Raw genomic sequence first — 21,828 nt, 5'->3', positions numbered from 1 at the left:
TGGGCAGATAATTTAATCAGGTACGCGGTTTACTTACATATTTATTCCCTTTCAGGTAATATCTCCATGGCAAAAGCGCATGGTCATCGGCATAACCCACACCTATTCTGTGGCTTGCTACTACCGTTCCCGGCTGCCAATCTTCTGCCGCATCTTCTATCCAGATTTCCGAGCCGTTCAACTCTAAGCCATTTAATCGGCGGTCTATTCCCATGGCTTTAGCCAGTGCCCCGGGCCCGGCAGTCAGATTTGGTTTCAACACTTCCATCCCCCTTCTTTCTAACATTACATCGATCCCAATCACTGGCTCCAATCCACGCACCAGCACTGCATGGGGAGTGCCTTTAGCAGCCGTAACTACATTAAACAAATGGTGAATCCCATAACACAGGTACACATAAGACAAACCGCCCGGCTCATACATTACCTTTGTGCGGTCTGTAAACCGACCACCATAAGCATGAGAAGCCTTATCCTCTATCCCTTTGTAAGCTTCAGTTTCAACGATAATTCCAGCAGTGAGCTTTCCATCTACAAAAGTAAATAGCCGCTTACCCAATAGTGCGATGGCCAATGCGTTCACGTCATCCTGCTGGTAAAAAGAGAAAGGTAGTTTAGCCATGCAGTAAGTTAATTATTTCCTTTAAGTACTTCGCATCAACTTCATCAAAATGAGCTAGATGTTCACTATCTACATCTAAAACACCAATCACTTCATCTCCCTGAAACAAAGGCAAAACGATCTCTGACCTGGAGGCTGTTGCACAGGCAATATGTCCTGGAAAAGCATCCACATCCGGTACAATTAAGGTTTGTTTCTGTGCCCATGAAGCACCGCAAACTCCCTTTCCTTTTTGAATGCGGGTACAGGCCACTGGCCCCTGGAATGGACCTAATACCAACTCACCTTCTTTAACCAGATAAAAACCTACCCAAAACCATTTAAACTGCTCTTTTAGTGCCGCAGCAATGTTTGCTAAATTTGCAACCTGATCGGTCTCTCCGGTAATCAATGCCTCAATCTGAGGGATTAGGGAACGGTATTGCTCCGCTTTATCAGTAGCGGTTATAATTTTTAAATCTTCTGCCATATCTGGATCTATTGAATGTCCAAAGATACAAAAGCCCAATCCTTTTGTTTGCCATATTTTATCTAAGTTTGGGGTTTTATAATCACATACACCATCGAAATGAATAAGAAAATCTTATTAATCACTTCCCTGCTCGCCTTTGGCCTGATCCAATCGGGCTACAAACCCTGGGACGAAGGGATGTTTCCTTTAAGCGAGATTCATAAACTTGACCTAAAGAAAGCAGGCTTAAAGATAGATCAAAATGAAATTTACAATCCAAATGGCACCAGCCTTGTAGACGCCTTAGTGAACGTAGGCGGCTGCACCGGATCCTTTGTTTCTGGCGAAGGGTTGATCATCACCAATCACCATTGCGCTTTCAGTGCAGTACAGCTGGCCAGCACACCGGAACACGACTACCTGACGAACGGATTCGTGGCCAAATCACATGAAGAAGAAATTGAAGCAAAAGGATTAACATGTCGTATTACTGACAGTTATGAAGATGTATCAGATAAAGTTTTAGGCGCCTCCGCACAGGTAGAAGATCCTGCGTCAAGACTACAGATCATCAACAATGCGATGAAAAACATTGCATTGGAAGCTGAGAAAAAAGACCCAAGCATCAAAGCAGAAGTATCTGAAATGTTTATCGGGAAGACCTATGTCCTTTTCCGCTACAAGACCATACAGGATGTAAGATTGGTATACGTGCCAAACCGTCAGATTGGTGAATTCGGTGGAGAGACAGACAACTGGGTATGGCCTCGTCATACCGGAGACTTCTCTTTCATGCGCGCGTATGTAGCTAAGGATGGTTCTCCGGCTAAATACTCGAAAGACAACGTACCTTACAGCCCTAAGAAATTCCTTAAAGTAAACCCAAATGGAACTAACGAGGAAGATTTCGTATTCATTTTAGGCTACCCGGGAAGAACTTTCCGCCATCGCCCGGCTGAATTTATTCAATATCAGCAGCAATTTGTATTGCCATACACCTCTGAATTGTATGATTTTCAGAATGCGACCATGGAAAATGCAGGCAAGAAGAACAAAACTACAGAGATTAAACTGGCGACCAGAATCAAAAGAAATGCCAATGTATTGAAAAACTACAGAGGCAAACTTCAAGGCTTAAAAGGCATTGACCTGATTGGCCAAAAGAAACAGGAAGATGCTGCATTGGCCCAATTCATCAACAGCAATGTAGATGTAAAAGCAAAATACGGCAGTCTAATGAGTGATATTGATCACCTGTATAAAATCATCAATGGCGATGCACAGAGAGACTTATGGTTCTCACAAATCTACAATTCGACTAGTTTATTGAGTGTCTCCAGAAACATCAACACCTTCAAAGCAGCGCTTGATGCGCAGCCGGCAGCACAAAAGCAAGCTTTCTTTGATCAGAATATCAATAGACTGAAACAAAGCTTAGCGGCAAATTATGAAGCGTATGATCTTGACGTAGATAAAAAGATCTTTAAGAGAATGCTAACGGATGCCGCAGCTTTCAATCCAAACCAAAAAGTAACTGCAGTCAATAAAATCACCAGCAAAGGAACGAACAGCAATGCCGTTATTGACCAGTTCATAGAAAACAGTATTGGCCTCAGCAAGCTTAAAGACGAATCTTATGTGATGAACAACTTGTTAAAATCACCTAAATCAATTGCCGACTATAACGACGGCCTACTGCTTTTCGAGCAAGACATTGCTAAGCAAATCACGGAACTGAAGCCAGAAAAGGACCGCAGAGACGGCCTTTTAAACAAGCTAATGGGTGATTACGTAAATGTAAAGGAGAAATTCATGAAGAAAGATTTCATTCCAGATGCCAATAGCACTTTACGTCTTACTTACGGATATGTAAGAGGATATTGGGCAGCAGACGCTTCTTACATGAGACCTTACACCACCGTTAAAGGTATTTTGGAAAAAGGAACTACTGGAAACCCGGATTTTGGTTATCCTGCACAAATCAAAGCGTTATGGGATGCTAAAGACTTCGGTCCATACGCTAAAAAAGACCTGAACGATGTTCCTGTTGCTTTCTTATACAATATGGACACCACAGGAGGAAACTCAGGCTCACCAATTATGAATGCCAAAGGCGAGCTGATTGGCGTCAACTTTGACCGTGCTTATGGCGCTACCATTAATGATTACGCCTGGAATGAAAGTTACAGCCGATCTATTGGCGTAGACATTCGCTACGTATTATGGGTAGCTTCAAAAATCGACAAAGCCGATTACCTGATCAAGGAAATGGGCGTTAAACTTTAATCTAAATATGATACCAAATGGCCGTCTTTCAACTACGTAAAGACGGCCATTTTTACAACTGATCACATGAGAGTAATCGCAGAACTACCGCACCCGGAATGCAAAATCACCTTGTTCAATATGAACCAAAAATACATCATTAAGTTCGAGCAGGGCGGACTGGAGCAGAGCTATAAATTATCCGAATTAGACCTTACAGGAGGTGGCGCAAATGAGATTTTCCAGATTCTGGACGAAGCATTTATCGCAACTGTTGTCGCCAGGTTTAAGGAGATGAGAACAGATTTTTCAGCAGCCTACCAACGTCAACAATATTAATCGACACAAACACACCCAATCACCTGTAATACAGGTGATTTAATAGTGACACAGAATTTAATTCTGTAAAATCAAACAAAAATAAGACTCGAAGCTCTACCTACATTTAGCAAAAGATCAAGCAAAATAAACAAAACTACTGAAAAACAAGGATTTATAAAACCCAACAAAACATTATATGGGTGCTTATTTTAGCCAAACATCAGGGAGGTTTTGAGTTTTATTAAGAGAAAAGGTGGTTATCGAAGGTTCCAACAAGGTACAAAATTTAGTGCATAAAAAAAGCGAAATACCCCTCCTATTTTATAGATCAAAACAACAATTCAGTAAAAATCAGCAGGTCATTTCATACACTTATGCTGATCGAAATCCACCAGGATCTACAGCACCTTTCCCAGTATCACATCTTCCAAAAGAGGGTTCCCAAATCTGCCGGTTAATGTGTACTTTTGCCTTTATGAAAACGAACTTAGTTTTAATAGCAGCTACTCTTCTACTGGCATTTTCAGCTTGCAATAAAGTTTCGGAAAGCATCCAGCGGGATGTCATTATTAAGCCCGACACGATACTCATCAGCATTCCCCCTATGGTAGTAAACAGAGACTCTGCTGTCATCAAAAATCTTCCAACCACCATAGATATCCGGGCTGCAATTGCCGACCTGGGAGGAGAAAACTTCAGCGTAAACAATATTCAAACTGCCAGACTTTCGAACTTCAGCTTTACCTACGTACCCAAGGTTAAGGACAGCGTAAGTGTGAGAAATAATTTCAGCAATATCGGATCTGTAAGGGTAAATTTAGTGAGTAGCATGAAGACAGATAGTCTGGCCAAATTCATCAACACCTCTTCTATTGATGCAATTTCTACGAACTTCAGCCTAAGCCAGGTCATGGACAAAGAGCTATTAAAAAGCTACCTGAATGATGGAGGTCTAACCTACACAATGGTGATCAAACCCAGAAAGTCAATTACGGATACCATCAAAGCTAAAATCAGCGCTAGCTATACCTTAACGCTTAGCAAATAACAGACATTTAAGCTTTTTTCTGCTGTTCTATATCTACATCCCTTTAACAGAAACTATTGAGGAGAAGGGTAAGTTTATTCCAGTAGAACAGTTTAATTTTAATCAGGCTCTAGCAGCGCTCCGACAGGGGGCTGGCAGGGCTCTGCTAGGGCCAAATGACCTGTTAGCCCCGATTTAAAACCTTACTAAAGGCCTAGCAAACCTGAACAGCGCTAAAGCCCATATTCAACAGCAGTCCTTCTTATGCAAAAAGGGTGCTCAAACTTAATTGAACACCCCATTTTATCATGCTGAGATTCCTTACTTAACTTATGCTTTTTTTGGAGGAAGTGCGAATGCTACTGCTTCATGCTCAAAATGACCACGGTGTGCACCATCACAGAAAGGTTTGTTAGCTGATAATCCACAACGACAAATTGACAAAGCTGTTCTACCTTGCAAATTGTATTCATTTCCCTGCATATCTACAATTTCAAAGTCTCCTTCGATCTTTACAGATCCGTTGTTATTTATGGTTAGTTTTGTTTTTGACATTTTTTAAATTTTTGACAAAAATAGAAATTGAAAGCTCAAACAAGGCCGGAGAATGCAATTTAGATTCATTCACATTAAGCATCAAAAGGCGTTTAAACACCAGCTTTCTTCAAGAACCATCATTTTACCACTCAGAGAATTGATTATGAACTTAAAATTGTTTATATTTGCATGAAACGGGATATCATTACAACTATTCTCTTTCTACTTACCCACTAATCAATTCAATTGATTAGGTTTCAATTTCTCCAGGTTGCTGATCCGTTGCCTCCCGAGAATTAAATTACATTCTAGCCATTATTGATCCATAGGGGACTCAGGTAATCAGGCATTAAAGAATAGGTAAAACCAGAGGAGAAAGTTATTTTTTAACTAATACATTGAATTTATGGCTAAATCTCAGGCTACCTTCATGAAGAAGCAACTAGAAAAAAACAGGCAGAAGAAAAAAGAAGATAAAGAACATCGCAAGCAAGAGCGTCAACAAAATTCTACTGGTGGTGATCTAGAAAGCATGATGGCTTATGTGAATGAATTCGGAGAGATTGTATCTACTCCACCGGAAAAGGCACCAGAAAAAGGACCAGAAAAGAAATAAAAAATAAGAGAGCTGCTGTTTAGCGGCTTTTTTTGTACACTATTGGGTACACTATACCACAATATCAGGCATTAATCCACGTTAATATGCCTTACCATTTAATAAGCGGGATTTTTTTTCTTTTTTTACAAAAAAAAATGCGCCCTGCATTTCATTCCTTTTCTTAAAAGGAGGTCATATTGATGGCCGATCAGATCCTGCTATTTACTAGCATACACGTAGTTAATCCGCTAGCCACTCCTCAGGCATTTATTTGCCCGAAAATAAACCGGCTATTTTAGTATTTTTGATCATGACAGAATGTATAATTTCCATTGATCTTATTAATTTTAAAAAAATAAGCCTGTTTTTTGCTGAACAATCAAATATAAAAGAGATTAAATGTCAATCGTTATGAATAGCCTCTCCCATTTTACGGATAGAAATACCATTCTAGACTTATTTTCTGAACAGGTCAAAAAAACGCCCCATCATACTGCAGTCGTATTTGAAGATCATGCCCTAAGTTATCAGGAACTGGATCAGCTTTCAAATCGCCTTGCCCATTATCTGATAAGTAAAGGCATAGCCAAAGAAAGCCTCATTCCTATCTGCCTGAATAGCCCTTTAAATATGCTCATCAGTATTTTAGGTATTTTCAAAGCTGGAGCTGCCTATGTACCCGTTGATGCAGAATTTCCGGTAGCACGTATGAAATATATGGTTCAGGATAGTCATGCGGCAATGGTAATCACGGATTTGAGGTCTTTACCATTCCTATCTGCCGCCTCGGGATTACCGATTGTACTGGCGGACGACGAATGGAGCATCACGGCTGAGTTTTCAAACGACGCCAGCGGGATTGCTATTTCTCCAGATCAGATTGCTTATGTCATCTATACTTCAGGCTCTACAGGCGCTCCTAAAGGGGTATTAATTGAACATCATTCTTTAACAGATTATATACTAGGCTTAGCTGCTCATTTACCCCTGTCCAACTGTAAGAACTACGCCGTAGGTGCCACTATGGCTACCGATCTTGGAAATACCGTAATATTTAGCGCTTTAGCGCTTGGCGGTACCTTACACCTTTTCAGTAAAGAAAACTTTAACAATCCTGAATATATCCATCCTTATTTCAAGGACCAGGCAATAGACTGCCTTAAGATTGTACCGTCCCACTGGAAATCACTAGCGCTGGATGGCATTGATTTAATGCCTGCACAACTGCTGATATTTGGCGGTGAAGCATTGAGTGCCAGCATGGTTAATGAAATTAACAGTCCTCTATCCAGTATCTGCCGCATGGTAAACCACTATGGCCCTACAGAAACCACCATTGGAAAACTGCTGCACCTGATTAATGAAAACACCGAATACCATCATACCATTCCTATTGGCAAGGCCTTTAGTGATGCCAAAGTATATGTGCTCAATACCGAACTTCAGGAGGCCGGAACTGATGAACCCGGAGAAATCTATATAGGCGGGTCTGGTTTGGCACGTGGCTATTTGAACCGCCCGGAACTCACCGCGGAACGTTTTGTTCAAGATTTCATTTCCAATGAACCCGGAGCACGTTTATATCTGACCGGCGATCTTGGTAAAAAACGTGCAGATGGAGAGATTGAATACCTCGGTCGTATTGATGATCAGGTGAAAATCAGGGGCTACAGGATTGAGCTGGGGGAGATTGAAAGCATCCTGCAAACTGCCCCGGGCATTAAACAAGGTGTCATTTTGGCGAGAGAAAATCAGCTTGGCGATAAAAGACTGATTGCTTATGTGGTGGTTCATGAAAACTACGACAAGAAAACGCTGATCAGCTATTTAGAAAGCAAATTACCTAATTATATGGTGCCACAGCTAATTGTACAGTTGGAAGCCCTGCCTTTTAGTCCGAATGGAAAAGTAAATAAAGCTGCTTTACCAGATCCGGATGTGACCAATCTATTGAGCAATCCCTATCAAGCGCCCAGTTATGAGAGAGAAAATCAACTTTCAGAAATCTGGAAGGAAATTCTTGGCCTGAGCAGAGTAGGTATTGAAGACAACTTTTTTGAGCTTGGAGGAAATTCCCTGCTGGCTCAAAAATCAATTGCCTTATTAAAAACCCGTCATGGTTTGCATTTGGCGATCACCAGACTTTATCAATTTCCAATTATAAAAGACCTTGCCGCTTTTCTCGATGGCAAGGAAAGCCTTCCCGCTATTAGGAAAACCAATATCTTAGCCAATGAGGACCGCGACATTGCGGTAATTGGCATGAGCGGTCGCTTTCCAGGTGCAGATGGCGTAGCTGAGCTTTGGGAACTCCTGAAAGCCGGCAAAGAAAGCACCACATTTTTTACAGAGGAAGAACTTGATCCGAGCGTTCCTGCAGGACTCAGGAATCATCCTGATTATGTAAAAGCACGAGGAATTGTAAAAGAAGTACAGGGTTTTGATGCTGCATTCTTTGGCATTACACCAAAGCTTGCTGAGCTAATGGACCCACAGCAGCGTATATTTTTAGAAATTGCCTGGCAGGTATTGGAAAAAACAGGCTATGCAGCTGGCAATTACGAAGGGCCAACCGGTGTTTTTGCCGGCGTCCGTGTGAATACCTATTATGCCAATAATGTCTTGCCCAATCCAGATCTGATCGACAACGTTGGCAGATTCCAGGTGGTAACCGTCAATGATAAAGATTATGTCGCCACCAGAACCGCTTACGCTTTCAATCTAAAAGGACCGGCGGTAAATGTTCAATCTGCCTGTTCTACTTCCCTCCTGGCCGTTGCACAAGCCGTACAGAGCATTAGAAGCGGACAATGCGAAATGGCACTTGCCGGTGGTGCCACCATTAATGCCCCAGTCAATGTAGGCCATCTTTATGAAGAAGGTGCTATGCTGAGCAATGACGGTCATTGCCGGCCATTCGATGCCGCAGCAGAAGGTACTGTTTTTAGCGATGGTGCTGGGGTCGTTTTATTGAAAAATAAAGCTGCTGCATTAAGAGATGGAGATCAGATCTACGCCTTAATTAAAGGGGTAGGAATTAGCAACGACGGCGGTGGCAAAGGCAGTTTTACCGCACCAAGTGCAGAAGGACAAGCTGCTGCCATTAGAATGGCCATTGATGATGCGGGTGTTGATCCAGCAATGATCAGTTATATAGAAACTCATGGTACTGCAACCCCATTGGGTGATCCAATAGAAATTGAAGGATTAAACCTGGCTTTTGGTCCGCAGGAAAACAAACAATATTGTGCGATTGGGTCGGTAAAAAGCAATTTCGGCCACCTGACCTGTGCGGCAGGCGTTACCGGTTTGATTAAAGCCAGTCTGGCCCTTCATCACCAACAAATTCCGGCAAGTATCAATTATGAACATGCAAACCCGAATATAGACTTTGAGAACAGCCCTTTTATTGTAAATACAAAGTTAACGGACTGGGAAGGCAAACATCGCCTTGCAGGAGTCAGCTCTTTTGGCGTTGGCGGCACCAATGTACACGTTATTCTGGAATCACATGAAAATCAGCTTTCGGCGAGCCCAGCTTCTAGCCCTTCTCGCCCATTGCAGCTGATCAGCTGGTCTGCTAAAAACGAACAGAGTTTAAATCAATATGGTGAAAAGCTTGCAGCATACCTGGCAAATGGTGCTGACTTAGCCCTTCCAGACATTGCCTATACCTTAAATCAACATAGAAAATCATTTCCATTCCGAAGATTTGTACTGGCTGCAGATCTGGAATCCCTTAAAATAGAATTGGGCAATAACTTAGTTCCTGGGCAAACCAAGAAAAACCCTGGAATCATCAGAGAAGTGGTTTTCACTTTCCCCGGACAAGGGGCGCAATTCCCAGGCATGGGAAAAGCATTATATGAACATGAGCCTGTGTTTCGCATGGCGATGGAGGAATGTAATGCGATTTTGATGCCTAAATTACAGGAAAGCCTTTTAGACATTATCTATCCTCCGGAAATCAACCCGGCCGCAGAAGAGCAGTTGAAAAACACGAAATATAGTCAGCCAGCCCTGTTTATGATCGGCTATGCTTTGGGTAAATTATGGATGAGCTGGGGTGTTTTCCCTTCCGCTTTCATTGGCCATAGCATTGGGGAATTTGCAGCAGCGCATTTTGCGGGTGTCCTCAGTTTGCCCGACGCTTTAAATATCATCGCTACGCGTGGACAGCTCATGAGTGAACTTCCTGGTGGAAGTATGCTTTCGGTACGTGAAAAAGCAGAGACATTAAGGCCCTTGCTTCCAACAGAAATTGCTATTGCAGCCATTAATTCCCCAGACCTTTGTGTATTGGCAGGGCCGGATGATGCCATTGCCGCATTTAGTGCCTTATTAAATGAAAAAGAAATCGCCAACAGGTTATTGCATACCAGTCATGCTTTCCATTCTTATATGATGGATCCTGTGCTCGAACCTTTCACAAAAGAGCTGCTACAGTTGAAGTTCAATGCTCCGCTAATACCGATTTATTCTACTGTAAAAGGGAGAAAAATGACAGATCAGGAGGCTACTGATCCTACCTATTGGGCTAACCATCTTCGTTCGACCGTCTTATTTGACGATGCTGCGGCTGAGTTGCTGGCAGAAAACACTGGAAAAGCATTTATTGAAATGGGACCAGGCAACGCCACCGCCACATTTTTACGTCAGCAGCCCCAAGGAAAAAATAACCTGATCATCAGTTCACTGGAAATGCCAAAAGACCAGGAATCCGCTTACCATAGCTTGTTAAAGGCATTTGGACAGCTTTGGCTAAATGGATACCAAGCGGATTGGACTGCCTTTTATAAAGAAGAAAAACGCATCAGGCTAGTTGACCTGCCTACCTACGCCTTTAATAAAACAAAATACTGGGTCGAAGCCCCCCTTTCAACAAATTTTAATGCTCCTTTTACTTTTAGTCCAGTAGAAGAAAGCCAAATTTCATCAAACCAACAAACTACAGCAGTAATGAGAAAGCAATCCTTAATTAGTCAGATCAAAGACATTCTGGAAAACACTTCAGGAATAGATATGCAGGACGCTTCTGCGGAGATGAGCTTTATAGAAATGGGATTGGATTCCCTGCTATTAACTCAGATTGCAATTGCTTTAAAGAAGAGTTTCCAAGTACCAGTTACTTTTCGTCAGTTGAATGAAGAGTTTAGTAATCTGGAATTACTGGCAAATTATCTTGACCAGCAATTGCCTCCTGAAACTTCTACGACTGTATCCTTGGCTAGCTTTGCTCCTCCTACAGCTCCAGCAGCAAATTCATGGGATAGCTCCTCAAATGGAACCCATGCAGGATATCACCCACAAAATTCTGCTGCTGCGATCGATTTGATCAGTCAGCAAATCCAGTTATTGGCCAGACAGGTCGCTTTATTGCAAGGCAACCCTACTCCGATTCCGCAAAACAGCGTATCCCTGATGGTGACCCCTCCTGTGCCCCCACAAGATGCAGTTACCTTGAAAAATGGAAAAACTCCGGACTTAACACCGGAAGAGTTGGTAGAAATTAAAAAACCTTTTGGTGCCAGTCCGAAAATAGAGAAACAATCGGCGGCCTTAAACCAGGCACAGCAGGCATATCTGAACGACCTGACTGCCCGTTATACAGAAAAAACAGCATCCAGCAAGCGTTACACCCAGGAAAACAGGACGCACATGGCCGATCCAAGGGTTGTTTCCGGGTTTAAACCGGCAACGAAAGAACTAGTTTATTCTATTGTAATTAATAAATCTAAAGGCAGTAAATTCTGGGATCTGGATGGAAATGAGTACATCGATGCACTCAATGGATTCGGTTCAAATATGCTGGGTTATCAGCCTGATGTCATTAAAAATGCACTACTGGATCAGATTGAAAAGGGTTATGAAATTGGTCCTCAGCATGAGCTTGCCGGAGAAGTGAGTAAATTGATTTGTGAATTTACTGATTTCGACCGTTCTGCACTTTGTAATACGGGTTCGGAAGCAGTTTTGGGAGCTATGCGAATTGCACGTACCGTAACTGGCCGATCCTTAATTGTTGCTTTTACCGGCTCTTACCATGGAATTGTGGATGAAGTGATTGTGAGAGGCAGTAAAAAATTGAAATCTTTTCCTGCGGCACCGGGTATTATGCCGGAAGCTGTGCAAAATATGCTGATTCTGGATTATGGAACGGACGAATCCTTAAGAATTATCAAGGAGCGTGCGCATGAGCTTGCTGCTGTGTTGGTAGAACCGGTGCAGAGCCGCAGACCGGAGTTTCAGCCGATTGCCTTTTTGAAATCGCTGAGAACCCTCACTGAAGAAGCTGGGACCGCCTTAATTTTTGATGAGGTGATTTCCGGCTTCCGTTTCCACCCTCGCGGTACACAAGGACTATTTGACATTAAGGCCGATCTGGGGACTTATGGAAAAGTAGCAGGAGCAGGAATTTCAATTGGCATTATTGCCGGAAAAAGGAAGTTTATGGATGCACTGGATGGTGGTTTCTGGCAATATGGTAATGACTCCGTTCCTGAAATTGGCGTTACCTATTTTGCAGGCACTTTTGTACGTCACCCACTGGCATTAGCAACAGCAAAAGCTTCATTAACCTATATGAAAGAACAAGGTCCGGGCTTACAGTCGGGCTTAAATGATAAAACAAAATACATTGCGGATACTTTAAACGCCATCATCAAGAAGCTGGATGTTCCGATGTTTATTGCGCAGTTTGGTTCTTTATGGCGGGTTAAATTTTTAGAAGACTATGCTTATACGGAGTTGTTCTTTACGCTAATGCGTTTAAAAGGCATCCATATATTGGAAGGATTCTCTTGCTTCCTGACCACTGCTCATAGTCAGGATGACATTGACAAGATCATTAACAATTTCGAGGAAAGTCTGATGGAGCTTAAAAACGCTGGTTTTATTCCGGTGTATAGTCATCCTGCAGAAACAGAAAAAATACCGGCAAAAATGGATATATTTAATAGTCCGCCAGTACCGAATGCCAGATTGGGGAAAGATAAAGAAGGTAACCCAGCCTGGTTTGTTGAGGATGAAAAGAATCCAGGGAAATATCTTCAGGTAAATTAAACAAAAAATTTAATGTCTTTATATACTTTTATACCAGTTGATTTTGACCCCTTTGAAGAAAAGAAGGAGATTGAAAAGATTGTGTTCACCAATGAGCCACAGAAAGAAATCTGGCTTTCCTGCATGATTGGGGAAGCAGCAGCCAATCTGGCTTACAATGAATCTGTTTCTTTGAATCTTGAGGGTACGTTTCAACTGGATCATTTTACTGCTGCATTACAAGAAGTAGTCGATAGACATGAGGCCTTACGTGCTACTGTGAGTCCGAATGGAGAAACGCTGATCATCTATAAAACATTGCCAATTGCGCTGACAGTCCTTGACCTTACTCAAGAAAGTGATCAAAAGGCGGTACTGAATGTCTTTGTGGAATTGGAAATGCAGCGAATTTTCGACTTACAGGAAGGCCCTTTGCTGCGATTGTTTGTACATAAACTTAGCGACACCCATCATTTTTTTACGATTGTTAAACACCATATTATTAGCGATGGCTGGTCTACCGGAGTGTTTCTGGAAGACCTGAGTAAAATTTACAATGCTAAAGTTCAGGGTAAAACCCTGGCTCTTTATCCTGCCCCCCAAATCAGCGATTATGCAGCTAAAATGATGGCTTTTGAGCAAAGTCCGGAATACCAGGAAACTTTGAATTACTGGCTGGATCTGTATCGTGACCATGTCCCGGTATTGGATCTGCCTACGGATTTCCCAAGGCCGGCACTCCGAACCTATAAAGCATCACGGTTTGACCTGCATCTTGCTAACGAAATGGTGGCACAGTTGAAAAAGATGGGTGCATCATCAGGAGCCAGTTTGGTAAACACTCTGCTGAGTGCCTTTGAAGTATTCTTATACCTGCAAACTCATCAACAGGAACTGGTAGTCGGGCTTCCTGCTGCCGGACAAGCGGCAACAGAGAAATTCGGATTGGTTGGCCATTGTGTGAACCTGCTTCCTTTAAAAACTAAGATCGATCCGGATGTATCATTCGGCACTTATTTAAAGAATAGAAAAAAAGCTTTCTTTGATGCTTATGACCATCAGAAGTTCACTTTTGGGCAGTTGGTAAAAGCACTGAACATAAAAAGAGATCCTTCAAGGGTTCCTCTGGTTCCAGTAGTTTTCAATATTGACATGGGCATGGACAATTCGGTGTCCTTTGATCAATTGAGTTATGAGCTGATTTCTAATCCCAGAGCTTATGAGACATTTGAGCTATTTCTGAATGCGACCAGCTCTAAACATGGACTTACTTTAGAGTGGACCTATAATACCCAGCTTTTTACCGCAGCTACCATGGAGCAGATGGCCAGGGATTTTGAAAAACTGCTGAAAGACTTCGTTGAAGAACCTACCAAGACCATACAGGCACATAGCCTGGCCAATTCGGAGCAATGGCTAGCTCAACTGCAGCAATGGAACCAAACAGATGTTGATTTCGACAGTCATGCGAATTTACTTGAATTGGTGGAAGCGGCCGCTTTAAAATTCCCTGATCAAAAAGCAGTTACTTTTAAAAAGGAGCAATTGACCTATCTGGAACTGATAGAGAAGGTCCATCAGTTTGCTTCCCATTTACAGGATAAGGGGATCAAAACCGGCGATATTATTGCGATTGCCAGTGACCGTTCTATAGAGATGGTGGTTGGTTTATTGGCGATCCTTAAGGTTGGCGGAGTATATCTGCCATTGGATCCGGATTTCCCCCATGATCGGATTGTGTATATGCTGGAGGACTCCAAGGCAAAAATGCTATTGGTTTCCAAGGCGCATCAAGGTAAATATAAGTCTGAAGCGAAAGAATTAGTCATAGAAGATCTTTGGCCTTCCTTAGCGCATTGTCCGGCTAAAAGCTGGACAGTTCCGCTTACCGGTACCGATCTGGCCTATATATTATATACGTCTGGCTCCACAGGAAAACCTAAGGGGGTAAAAATCATGCATGCTAATCTCGTTAATTTCCTGCTCAGCATGCAATCCCTTCCAGGAATTAGTCCTTCGGATCGTTTACTGGCCATCACCACAATTTCTTTTGACATTGCAGGCCTGGAATTGTACTTGCCGCTGATTACGGGTGCAGAATTGGTTTTATGTGATACAGAAAGTGCCAGAGACGGACGTTTATTGCTAGACCTGATTCGAGCGCATCAGGTTACGATCATGCAGGCCACTCCTTCTACCTGGAGGATGATCATAGAATCAGGTTGGACAAGTCCGATTAATTTAAAGGTATTGTGTGGTGGAGAAGGGCTGCCTAAGGATCTGGCCAACGCATTGCTATTGCGCTGTTCGTCCTTATGGAATATGTATGGGCCTACGGAAACGACGATCTGGTCGACTGTAAAAGAGATTAAAAATGATGATGAACTCATCACTATTGGCAGGCCGATACAAAACACCAGTATCTACCTGGTAAATGAAAGCGGACAATTGGTTCCTCCGGGAAATATCGGAGAAATCTTAATTGGTGGTGCGGGATTGGCCGCTGGCTATTTGAATCAACCGGAGCTGACCGCCGAAAAATTTATTACGGATACTTTTAGTGGAAAGGCTGGCAGCAGACTTTATAAAACTGGCGATCTAGGGAAGTTTACTGAGGATGGGGAAATTATCTGCCTGGGCAGGTCTGATCAACAGGTAAAAATCCGTGGTCATCGGATAGAGCTCGGGGAAATTGAAAATTGCTTAAGCGAGCTGAAAGATGTTAAACAAGCTGTCGTATTGGCCAGAGCGGATCAATTGGCTGAACCCCGACTGGTTGCTTATGTGGTTCCGGAAGATTCGGAATCCAAAAATACCACGCCTTCCTGGAAAGACCGATGGGACACCATTTACGATATGGCCGCACAATCATCAGCAGGAAAAGCGGAATCAGAACAAAAGATTGATGGTATTTTACTGGAACAATGGAAGAATAGTGATAGCCTGGTAGCGCAGGCAGCGGAATGGCTGGAGGTTTCAGCGCAAAGAATTAAGGCATTAAAAGCAAAGGACATTTTAGAGATTGGAAGTGGCGGTGGTCAGCTGATGTTTGAACTCGCACCTTTTGCAGCTTCGTATCTGGCCACGGATTATGCGGAAACAGCGATTGGAAAACTACAGCAAAAACTGGATGCACATCCTGAAAAATGGGCTCATGTGACTACAAGCGCTCATGCAGCGGATGATTTTAGTGGGATGAATGGTGCCTCCTTCGACTTAATTCTGATCCACAGTGTGGCTCAATATTTTCCAGATGCGAATTACTTCCTCAAAGTGATCGGTTCTGCTGTACAGCGCTTAAAAAAGGGCGGCTGTCTATTTATTGGGGATATGCAAGGCAAAAACAGCCTTACGATGTATCATGCGATGGATTATCTGGCCAATGCAAAAGACAGTACTTCGATGCCTGATTTTCAGGAAGTGGTGAGCAACCGGGTAAGAATCGAGGATGAGTTTGTGGCAGACCCTGCATTTTTCTATTTATTGCCGAAAATAATGCCAGAGATTTCTGGTGTAGATGTACAATTAAGAAGGGGCTCATCTTTAAATGAGACCACTAAATACCATTATGATGTATGGATTTATGTGAATTCTGATCATAAAACTCTAGCTCCTACCTTAATAAAGCCTTGGGAAGAGCTGAAAGACATAACTGCGCTAACGGCCTTACTTGAAAAAGAAAGCGCAGCTTCAATTGCAATAAACGGAGTATTCAATGCACGGACAGCGAAGGATTATGTCCTATTTGAATGGATGAAATCTGCCCCGGCAACAGCCTTAGTTGGCGAGATAAAGCAGCAGTTAGCAGAAGTTGAGCAAGGTGTTTATCCTGATGAATTTTGGGATTTGGGATCCAGGATGGGTTACCATACCCATATCCGCTGGAGTTCCGATGGCACCGATGGCCGTTATGACGTATTGTTTATGAAGGAGGAAAATTCTCTACTGATCCCTGAAAACCCAATGGCAGGACATTTCCAGAATGCTCAGCCTTCAGACTTCGCGAAGACTCCAATCTCTACAAATGAGCTTTTCCTTTCTAAAAAAACGATCGCGGAATGGAAGGAAATTTTGGGGCGTGATCTTCCGGATTATATGGTTCCGAATGATTTCATTGCTTTGAAATCGTTCCCACTTACACCTAATCATAAGATTGACAAGAAAGCACTTCCTAAGCCTCAGCCAAAGTCAGAAAACCAATGGCAAACGAGGGAGCTGCCTCAGAATAAGAATGAGCAGCTGATTTTCGATATCTGGTCGGCGGTGCTTGGCCTGGAATATATGGATACTACTGCTGACTTCTTTGAGCTTGGCGGTCACTCTTTACTTGCAGTAAAGGTAATGGCTGCAATTGAAAAGGAAACAGGAAAGAGGTTGCCATTAGCTACTCTTTTTGAAAATGCAAACATTCAAAAGCTGGCCAAAAAACTGAATTCAGATGAACAGGAAGCACAATGGGATGCCCTGGTACCCATTAAAACTTCAGGAAGTAAAAATCCATTGTTTATGGTTCATGGTGGTGGATTAAATGTACTGGTGTTCCAATCGATGAGCAAATACCTGGATGAAGACCAGCCGCTTTATGGCTTGCAGGCCTTGGGTTTAAATCGGGAAACCCCACTTTATAATAGTATTGAGGAGATTGCAGCAGTGTATGTTTCGGAAGTCATAAAGGTACACCCAACAGGGCCTTACTATTTATCCGGTTATTCTTTAGGTGGTTTTATCGTGTATGAGATGGCCAAACAGCTGACAAAAATGGGTAAAGAGGTGAAATTCTTAGGGATTCTTGATACTTATGCTGGAGATGTAGGCAGTTCGGTTCCTAAATCTGTTAAATTATGGAACAAAATTAAGAGACAATTTTATAAAATTCCGTTTATCATCGGTTCCTTGTTCCGTCATCCGGGAGAAACACTGCGTTATCAGTTACAAATGATCAAGCGCAGGATGAGCGACACGAAAGTACCATTAGGTGAAGATTATACCTTGCATTTCAGTCCTTATGAAAAGGAGATTTACAGCAATTATGATCAGGCCCATAACCATTATACGATGGTCACCGAAAATGTAAAAATCAGTCTGTTTACCGTAAAGAAAAGGTTGTATTATCTGGATGACAATCATTCTCTTGGCTGGGCTAAATATGCCAATAAAGGCATAGAACGTCATGATGTTCCTGGTGACCATGAGACGTTTTTATACCCTCCAAATAATGAAGAGTTTGCCAGAATTTTACAGGATGCATTAAATAAAATATAATGGAACCAAGCATTGATTACTTGCTGAAGGGGCCGATTGAATGGCTTCCTTATGATGGACAACTGCTGTCTATCAAAGATGGTGTACATATTTTTAAAATTAAGGCGAGTGAATATTTTAAAAAGATTGACCCAAAGGAGTTATTATCTACAGAGGAACTGGCTAAAGCAGCCAGATTTCTTCATCAGCAAAGCAGGGAAAATTATACGGTCCGCAAATACTTTTTAAGGAAGCTGCTGGCCCATTTTATGGGTATTCCTGCAACCGCAATTGTTTTTCATTTGAAGGAGCATAAAAAGCCTGGAGTTGATGGGTTATTTTTTAATGTGAGCCACTCCAAAGATTTAATTACGATCGCATTCAGTGAAACTGCTCTCGGTGTTGACATCGAGTATGTAGATCCATATTTTCAATATAAAGAAGTAACAGATCTTTGTTTTAGTACAGAAGAACAAGCTATGGTAAACAGCTCGGCATTGCCGATCCTAACCTTTTACCTGCTCTGGACCCGGAAAGAGGCCATCGTAAAAGCCACAGGCGAAGGGATTGTAGAACAGCTTCAGGAAGTACCTACACGAAGTACTTCCGTTTTAAGAAATGGTGTTGATTATAAGGTAGACAGCTTTTTTGCCACAGAAACCCATTTACTAAGTACTGCCATTCCGATAGATCATCATCAGCAGGTTAAGTTCTGGAATTTGAGTAATGGGCTTGGTTTCTTTTAATGATTAGCTTTTCTTTTAGACAATCCTTTTCCTTTGACACTTAATCCTTTGGTAACTACTTCCTTTAACGACTACTTTCTTTGATGATTATTTCCGTTTTGACTTTTCCCAGGCTGCACTTTGGTTCTTTTTAAAATACCTGATGATCCCTGCAATCACAGCGTAATTCATCACACAGAAATAATAAGGAATAAATAAGGCTTTGATTCTGATATTTCTATTTTCAAAATAGAGTCCGATGAGGCTTAAAAGGTAGAAAAGTACCTGGAGGCCAAATAACACCTGATAAAATAACTCATTAGTTTGTACTGCAATTATTCCATTTAAGACAAAAGCCAGGATCAGGAGAAATGGAGTGATGGTCCACCTCAACACCCTATGGCTCAAATATTGAAAAGTAAAGATCGGATTATGAAAAGGGTTTGCCGATTTTTTCAGTCTTAAGATGGATTGCATGCCACCCGCAGCAATTCTTATTTTGCGTTTTAATTCCTCTTTTACATCTGCAGAAGCGGTTTCCAAGGCGTAGGCATTGGGTTCATAGGCAATGATGTATCCCTTCTCGGCAATGCGCATGGCGATCATGTGGTCGTCGATAATAGTATCTGATTCTACAGGCTGGTACAATGCAGTACGAATGCTAAACAGCTCTCCTGCCGCACCTACTCCAGAATACAGGGCATAATCCCATTTTTTCAATAAGGACTCATACTTCCAGTAAAAACCTTCTCCGGCAGAACTGGCATCAGCCGTTTCCGGTACGAGGATTCTTTTTTCTCCGGCTACCGCCCCTACTTTTGGATTCTGGTAGTGTTTTACCAATTCCAGAATAGCGTCCTTGTTCAGAAAAGTATTGGCATCTGTAAACACAGCAATTTCTCCTTTGATAAATGGAATTGCTCTTTTGATGGCTGCCATTTTTCCTTCCCTTGCATCAATGTGCAGCAAGGTAACTTCCGGATACTGGCGAACCTGATCAGGGGTACTGTCTGAAGAGCCGTCCGTCGTAAAAATAAACTGTATTTTATCTTTAGGATAGTTTAATGCGAGGGTATTTTTGATTTTCTCCCCGATCAGTTCTTCTTCATTATAAGCAGCAACCAACAGGCTGACTGTTGGCAGTTCCACATTAGCTTTAAAAGAAAAGGGTTTTACAAACAAGTTTTTCAACTTCAGCAGAAAGTAGAGCACAAAGCCATATCCAACAAATGTATATACGATCAAAAAAATGCTGATCCAGAAGATTATAATCATTAATATTATATTTTAAAACCCAGGTAATTACTTGTTTTGGAATGGCTAAAGTTCCACAATACGCCTTTAAACACCCATTTAACCAAGTCTTTCCTACCCTTTTTCAGGTAGATCAGGATTTGTTTTGGGCAGGCAATGCCAATATAGAAACAACTGAAAAGAAATGTATTCACCCAACTGGTGTTTCGGCGGATGAAAAGCATTCTGTTTCTGGTCATGAAATACGTTTTAATACTGCTTTCTTTACCTACACTCATCGATTCTTTATGGTAGATTTTCGTCTGGCCGGTAAACCAGATTTTTTTTCCTGCGCGCTTAAACTGTTCACACCAATCTAATTCTTCATAATATAAGAAATAGTTTTCTGCCATTTGCCCTACTGTGGAAAGGTCTGCCCTTCTACACATCATGGCTGCTCCATGGCAAAAAGCGGTCTCCCTGCTCTGTTTCTCATATTGTCCCTGATTAATTTCCATATTACCGATCCCTTTATTCCTCGCAGTGAGGTAATTCATCTCCGTAAATCCCGCATACTGGATCATATCGGGTTGATCATAATAAAGTATCAGTGGAGAAATTATTCCAATTTCAGGATTTTTATCCATTGTTTCCGTTAACACCTGGATGAGGTTATTGCTGATCTCCGTATCGTTGTTCAGCAACAACAAAAACTCGCCTGAAGCGATGTTAATGCCGATATTATTGCCACCAGCGAAGCCCAGGTTCTGTTCAGAACGCAAGTATTTCAGGCCCGGATAAGCGGCCAAAAATTCAGCTCCATGGTCTACTTTACTCCCATTGTCGACCAAAATAAGTTCAATAGGCAGGCCACTGGTATTATTCTTGACTGATTGTAAGAACGCTAGGGTTACCTCGGGTTGATTAAAATTAACAGAAATTATAGAGGTCAGTTTCATCTGCTGTAAAAGTAGGATTTAGATTGGTCATTTTTTAACGAATTAATTTGCAAAAGAGCGATAAATGTGCCAGCTTTAATGAATCTTCCCAGGCTAATGAATGTTACAGATTATATAGACAGTGCTGATATAAGCAGGGAATGAAAAATAAGATCACCATACGTTTTATAAGCAGGGCAATTAAATGCCTGGTGATGGTATTATTTACCTTTATCATTTGCAGAGCTGTTCCTTCATCATTTAAAGAAACACAGCATACTACTGTATCTTTGAAGCCAATTACACAGCCTATCGACCAGGCATTGAATTCCGACTACGAATTAGCTCCGGGATTATATATTCTTCTTCCTCATACCACGGTTTATGAATGCTTAAATCAACATGTACCCAAACGCATTTTTAAATACAAACTACCCACCCAGACTTTAAAAGTCCTTTATAAAAAAAATCGTGTTGCCGTTTTATACAATAAACCCATCAATCTAACCAGAAAACAGGTTGATTTACCTTACGGTAATAAAACATTCGATTTAGTTCCTAGAAAAAAGATATGGCAATTACTCAGACAAAATGAGGCTCTTATTCCCCCTTTCTTAATTTCCAGGATGCAGCGCGGTGATTTTAGTCATTCTGATGACCCTTTAGCTAAAGGATTACTATCTTAGCGCAATACTTACTCCTATATCATTGAGTTTATGCGTTATTTCTGATTTATTATCAGATTTAGAATTGTAATATTTTAAGCACAAGTCAGTATTCTATAAAATTTAAAATATTGGCACCATATTTTCACTGAAAATTATTTACT

The 21,828-nt window shown here is 41.8% G+C and carries 13 protein-coding genes; 8 read left to right on the top strand and 5 right to left on the bottom strand.

What is annotated here, in order from left to right:
* Window positions 1-16: 16 nt before the first annotated feature.
* The gene (locus AQ505_RS10325) at window positions 17-622 is read right to left on the bottom strand and encodes a DNA-3-methyladenine glycosylase (RefSeq protein WP_062548109.1); all 606 of its coding nucleotides are present in this window, start codon (window positions 620-622) and stop codon (window positions 17-19) included.
* Window positions 615-1,091: a GAF domain-containing protein gene (locus AQ505_RS10320; RefSeq protein WP_062548108.1), complete on the bottom strand. Its 477-nt coding sequence runs from the start codon at window positions 1,089-1,091 to the stop codon at window positions 615-617. The genes AQ505_RS10325 and AQ505_RS10320 overlap by 8 nt, the downstream gene beginning before the upstream one ends.
* Window positions 1,092-1,190: 99 nt before the next feature.
* Between AQ505_RS10320 and AQ505_RS10315 the strand changes: the two genes are divergently transcribed.
* From AQ505_RS10315 to AQ505_RS10300, 3 genes are all read left to right on the top strand, one after another.
* Window positions 1,191-3,359, top strand: coding sequence for a S46 family peptidase (locus tag AQ505_RS10315; RefSeq protein ID WP_062548107.1), 2,169 nt, complete (start codon window positions 1,191-1,193; stop codon window positions 3,357-3,359).
* Window positions 3,360-3,425: 66 nt separating this feature from the next.
* Window positions 3,426-3,677, top strand: a complete 252-nt coding sequence (locus AQ505_RS10310; RefSeq protein WP_062548106.1) for a hypothetical protein — start codon at window positions 3,426-3,428, stop codon at window positions 3,675-3,677.
* 457 nt (window positions 3,678-4,134) lie between these two features.
* The gene (locus tag AQ505_RS10300) at window positions 4,135-4,707 is read left to right on the top strand and encodes a hypothetical protein (RefSeq protein ID WP_157262293.1); all 573 of its coding nucleotides are present in this window, start codon (window positions 4,135-4,137) and stop codon (window positions 4,705-4,707) included.
* 309 nt (window positions 4,708-5,016) lie between these two features.
* Here the strand turns inward: AQ505_RS10300 and AQ505_RS10295 are convergent, their stop codons facing one another.
* Window positions 5,017-5,241, bottom strand: a complete 225-nt coding sequence (locus tag AQ505_RS10295; RefSeq protein ID WP_062548103.1) for a CDGSH iron-sulfur domain-containing protein — start codon at window positions 5,239-5,241, stop codon at window positions 5,017-5,019.
* A gap of 412 nt (window positions 5,242-5,653) precedes the next feature.
* On the opposite strand from AQ505_RS10295, the gene AQ505_RS10290 reads away from it, so the two are divergent.
* The 4 genes from AQ505_RS10290 (at window position 5,654) to AQ505_RS10275 (ending at window position 18,849) form a co-directional block, all read left to right on the top strand.
* Window positions 5,654-5,839, top strand: a complete 186-nt coding sequence (locus AQ505_RS10290; protein WP_231635066.1) for a hypothetical protein — start codon at window positions 5,654-5,656, stop codon at window positions 5,837-5,839.
* A 393-nt stretch (window positions 5,840-6,232) separates the two neighbouring features.
* Window positions 6,233-12,883 (top strand): type I polyketide synthase, encoded by a 6,651-nt coding sequence (locus AQ505_RS10285; protein ID WP_082461788.1) that lies wholly within the window; start codon window positions 6,233-6,235, stop codon window positions 12,881-12,883.
* Window positions 12,884-12,895: 12 nt separating this feature from the next.
* Window positions 12,896-18,124 carry a non-ribosomal peptide synthetase gene (locus AQ505_RS10280; RefSeq protein WP_062548100.1) on the top strand — a complete coding sequence of 1,743 codons (5,229 nt, stop codon included), beginning with the start codon at window positions 12,896-12,898 and terminating at the stop codon, window positions 18,122-18,124.
* Complete coding sequence (locus tag AQ505_RS10275; RefSeq protein WP_062548099.1) at window positions 18,124-18,849, top strand: 4'-phosphopantetheinyl transferase family protein; 726 nt, start codon at window positions 18,124-18,126, stop codon at window positions 18,847-18,849. Before AQ505_RS10280 ends, AQ505_RS10275 begins: the two co-directional genes overlap by 1 nt.
* Before the next feature lie 87 nt (window positions 18,850-18,936).
* Here the strand turns inward: AQ505_RS10275 and AQ505_RS10270 are convergent, their stop codons facing one another.
* Window positions 18,937-20,103, bottom strand: coding sequence for a glycosyltransferase family 2 protein (locus AQ505_RS10270; protein WP_062548098.1), 1,167 nt, complete (start codon window positions 20,101-20,103; stop codon window positions 18,937-18,939).
* A 5-nt stretch (window positions 20,104-20,108) separates the two neighbouring features.
* Window positions 20,109-21,020, bottom strand: coding sequence for a glycosyltransferase family 2 protein (locus AQ505_RS10265; protein ID WP_062548097.1), 912 nt, complete (start codon window positions 21,018-21,020; stop codon window positions 20,109-20,111).
* 140 nt (window positions 21,021-21,160) lie between these two features.
* Between AQ505_RS10265 and AQ505_RS10260 the strand changes: the two genes are divergently transcribed.
* Window positions 21,161-21,685 (top strand): hypothetical protein, encoded by a 525-nt coding sequence (locus tag AQ505_RS10260; protein ID WP_062548096.1) that lies wholly within the window; start codon window positions 21,161-21,163, stop codon window positions 21,683-21,685.
* Window positions 21,686-21,828 lie beyond the last annotated feature (143 nt).

This window comes from Pedobacter sp. PACM 27299, assembly GCF_001412655.1.
Lineage (GTDB): Bacteria > Bacteroidota > Bacteroidia > Sphingobacteriales > Sphingobacteriaceae > Pedobacter.
This window is presented reverse-complemented; position numbering and strand designations above follow the sequence as displayed.

What these genes read in the sequence shown, in the direction of transcription:
- AQ505_RS10315 (WP_062548107.1), top strand. Translation starts at nt 1,191, where the DNA reads ATGAATAAGAAAATCTTATTAATCACTTCCCTGCTCGCCTTTGGCCTG.
- AQ505_RS10260 (WP_062548096.1), top strand. Translation starts at nt 21,161, where the DNA reads ATGAAAAATAAGATCACCATACGTTTTATAAGCAGGGCAATTAAATGC.
- AQ505_RS10295 (WP_062548103.1), bottom strand. Translation starts at nt 5,241, where the DNA reads ATGTCAAAAACAAAACTAACCATAAATAACAACGGATCTGTAAAGATC.
- AQ505_RS10290 (WP_231635066.1), top strand. Translation starts at nt 5,654, where the DNA reads ATGAAGAAGCAACTAGAAAAAAACAGGCAGAAGAAAAAAGAAGATAAA.
- AQ505_RS10320 (WP_062548108.1), bottom strand. Translation starts at nt 1,091, where the DNA reads ATGGCAGAAGATTTAAAAATTATAACCGCTACTGATAAAGCGGAGCAA.
- AQ505_RS10270 (WP_062548098.1), bottom strand. Translation starts at nt 20,103, where the DNA reads ATGATTATAATCTTCTGGATCAGCATTTTTTTGATCGTATATACATTT.
- AQ505_RS10325 (WP_062548109.1), bottom strand. Translation starts at nt 622, where the DNA reads ATGGCTAAACTACCTTTCTCTTTTTACCAGCAGGATGACGTGAACGCA.
- AQ505_RS10265 (WP_062548097.1), bottom strand. Translation starts at nt 21,020, where the DNA reads ATGAAACTGACCTCTATAATTTCTGTTAATTTTAATCAACCCGAGGTA.
- AQ505_RS10280 (WP_062548100.1), top strand. Translation starts at nt 12,896, where the DNA reads ATGTCTTTATATACTTTTATACCAGTTGATTTTGACCCCTTTGAAGAA.
- AQ505_RS10285 (WP_082461788.1), top strand. Translation starts at nt 6,233, where the DNA reads ATGAATAGCCTCTCCCATTTTACGGATAGAAATACCATTCTAGACTTA.
- AQ505_RS10310 (WP_062548106.1), top strand. Translation starts at nt 3,426, where the DNA reads ATGAGAGTAATCGCAGAACTACCGCACCCGGAATGCAAAATCACCTTG.
- AQ505_RS10275 (WP_062548099.1), top strand. Translation starts at nt 18,124, where the DNA reads ATGGAACCAAGCATTGATTACTTGCTGAAGGGGCCGATTGAATGGCTT.
- AQ505_RS10300 (WP_157262293.1), top strand. Translation starts at nt 4,135, where the DNA reads ATGAAAACGAACTTAGTTTTAATAGCAGCTACTCTTCTACTGGCATTT.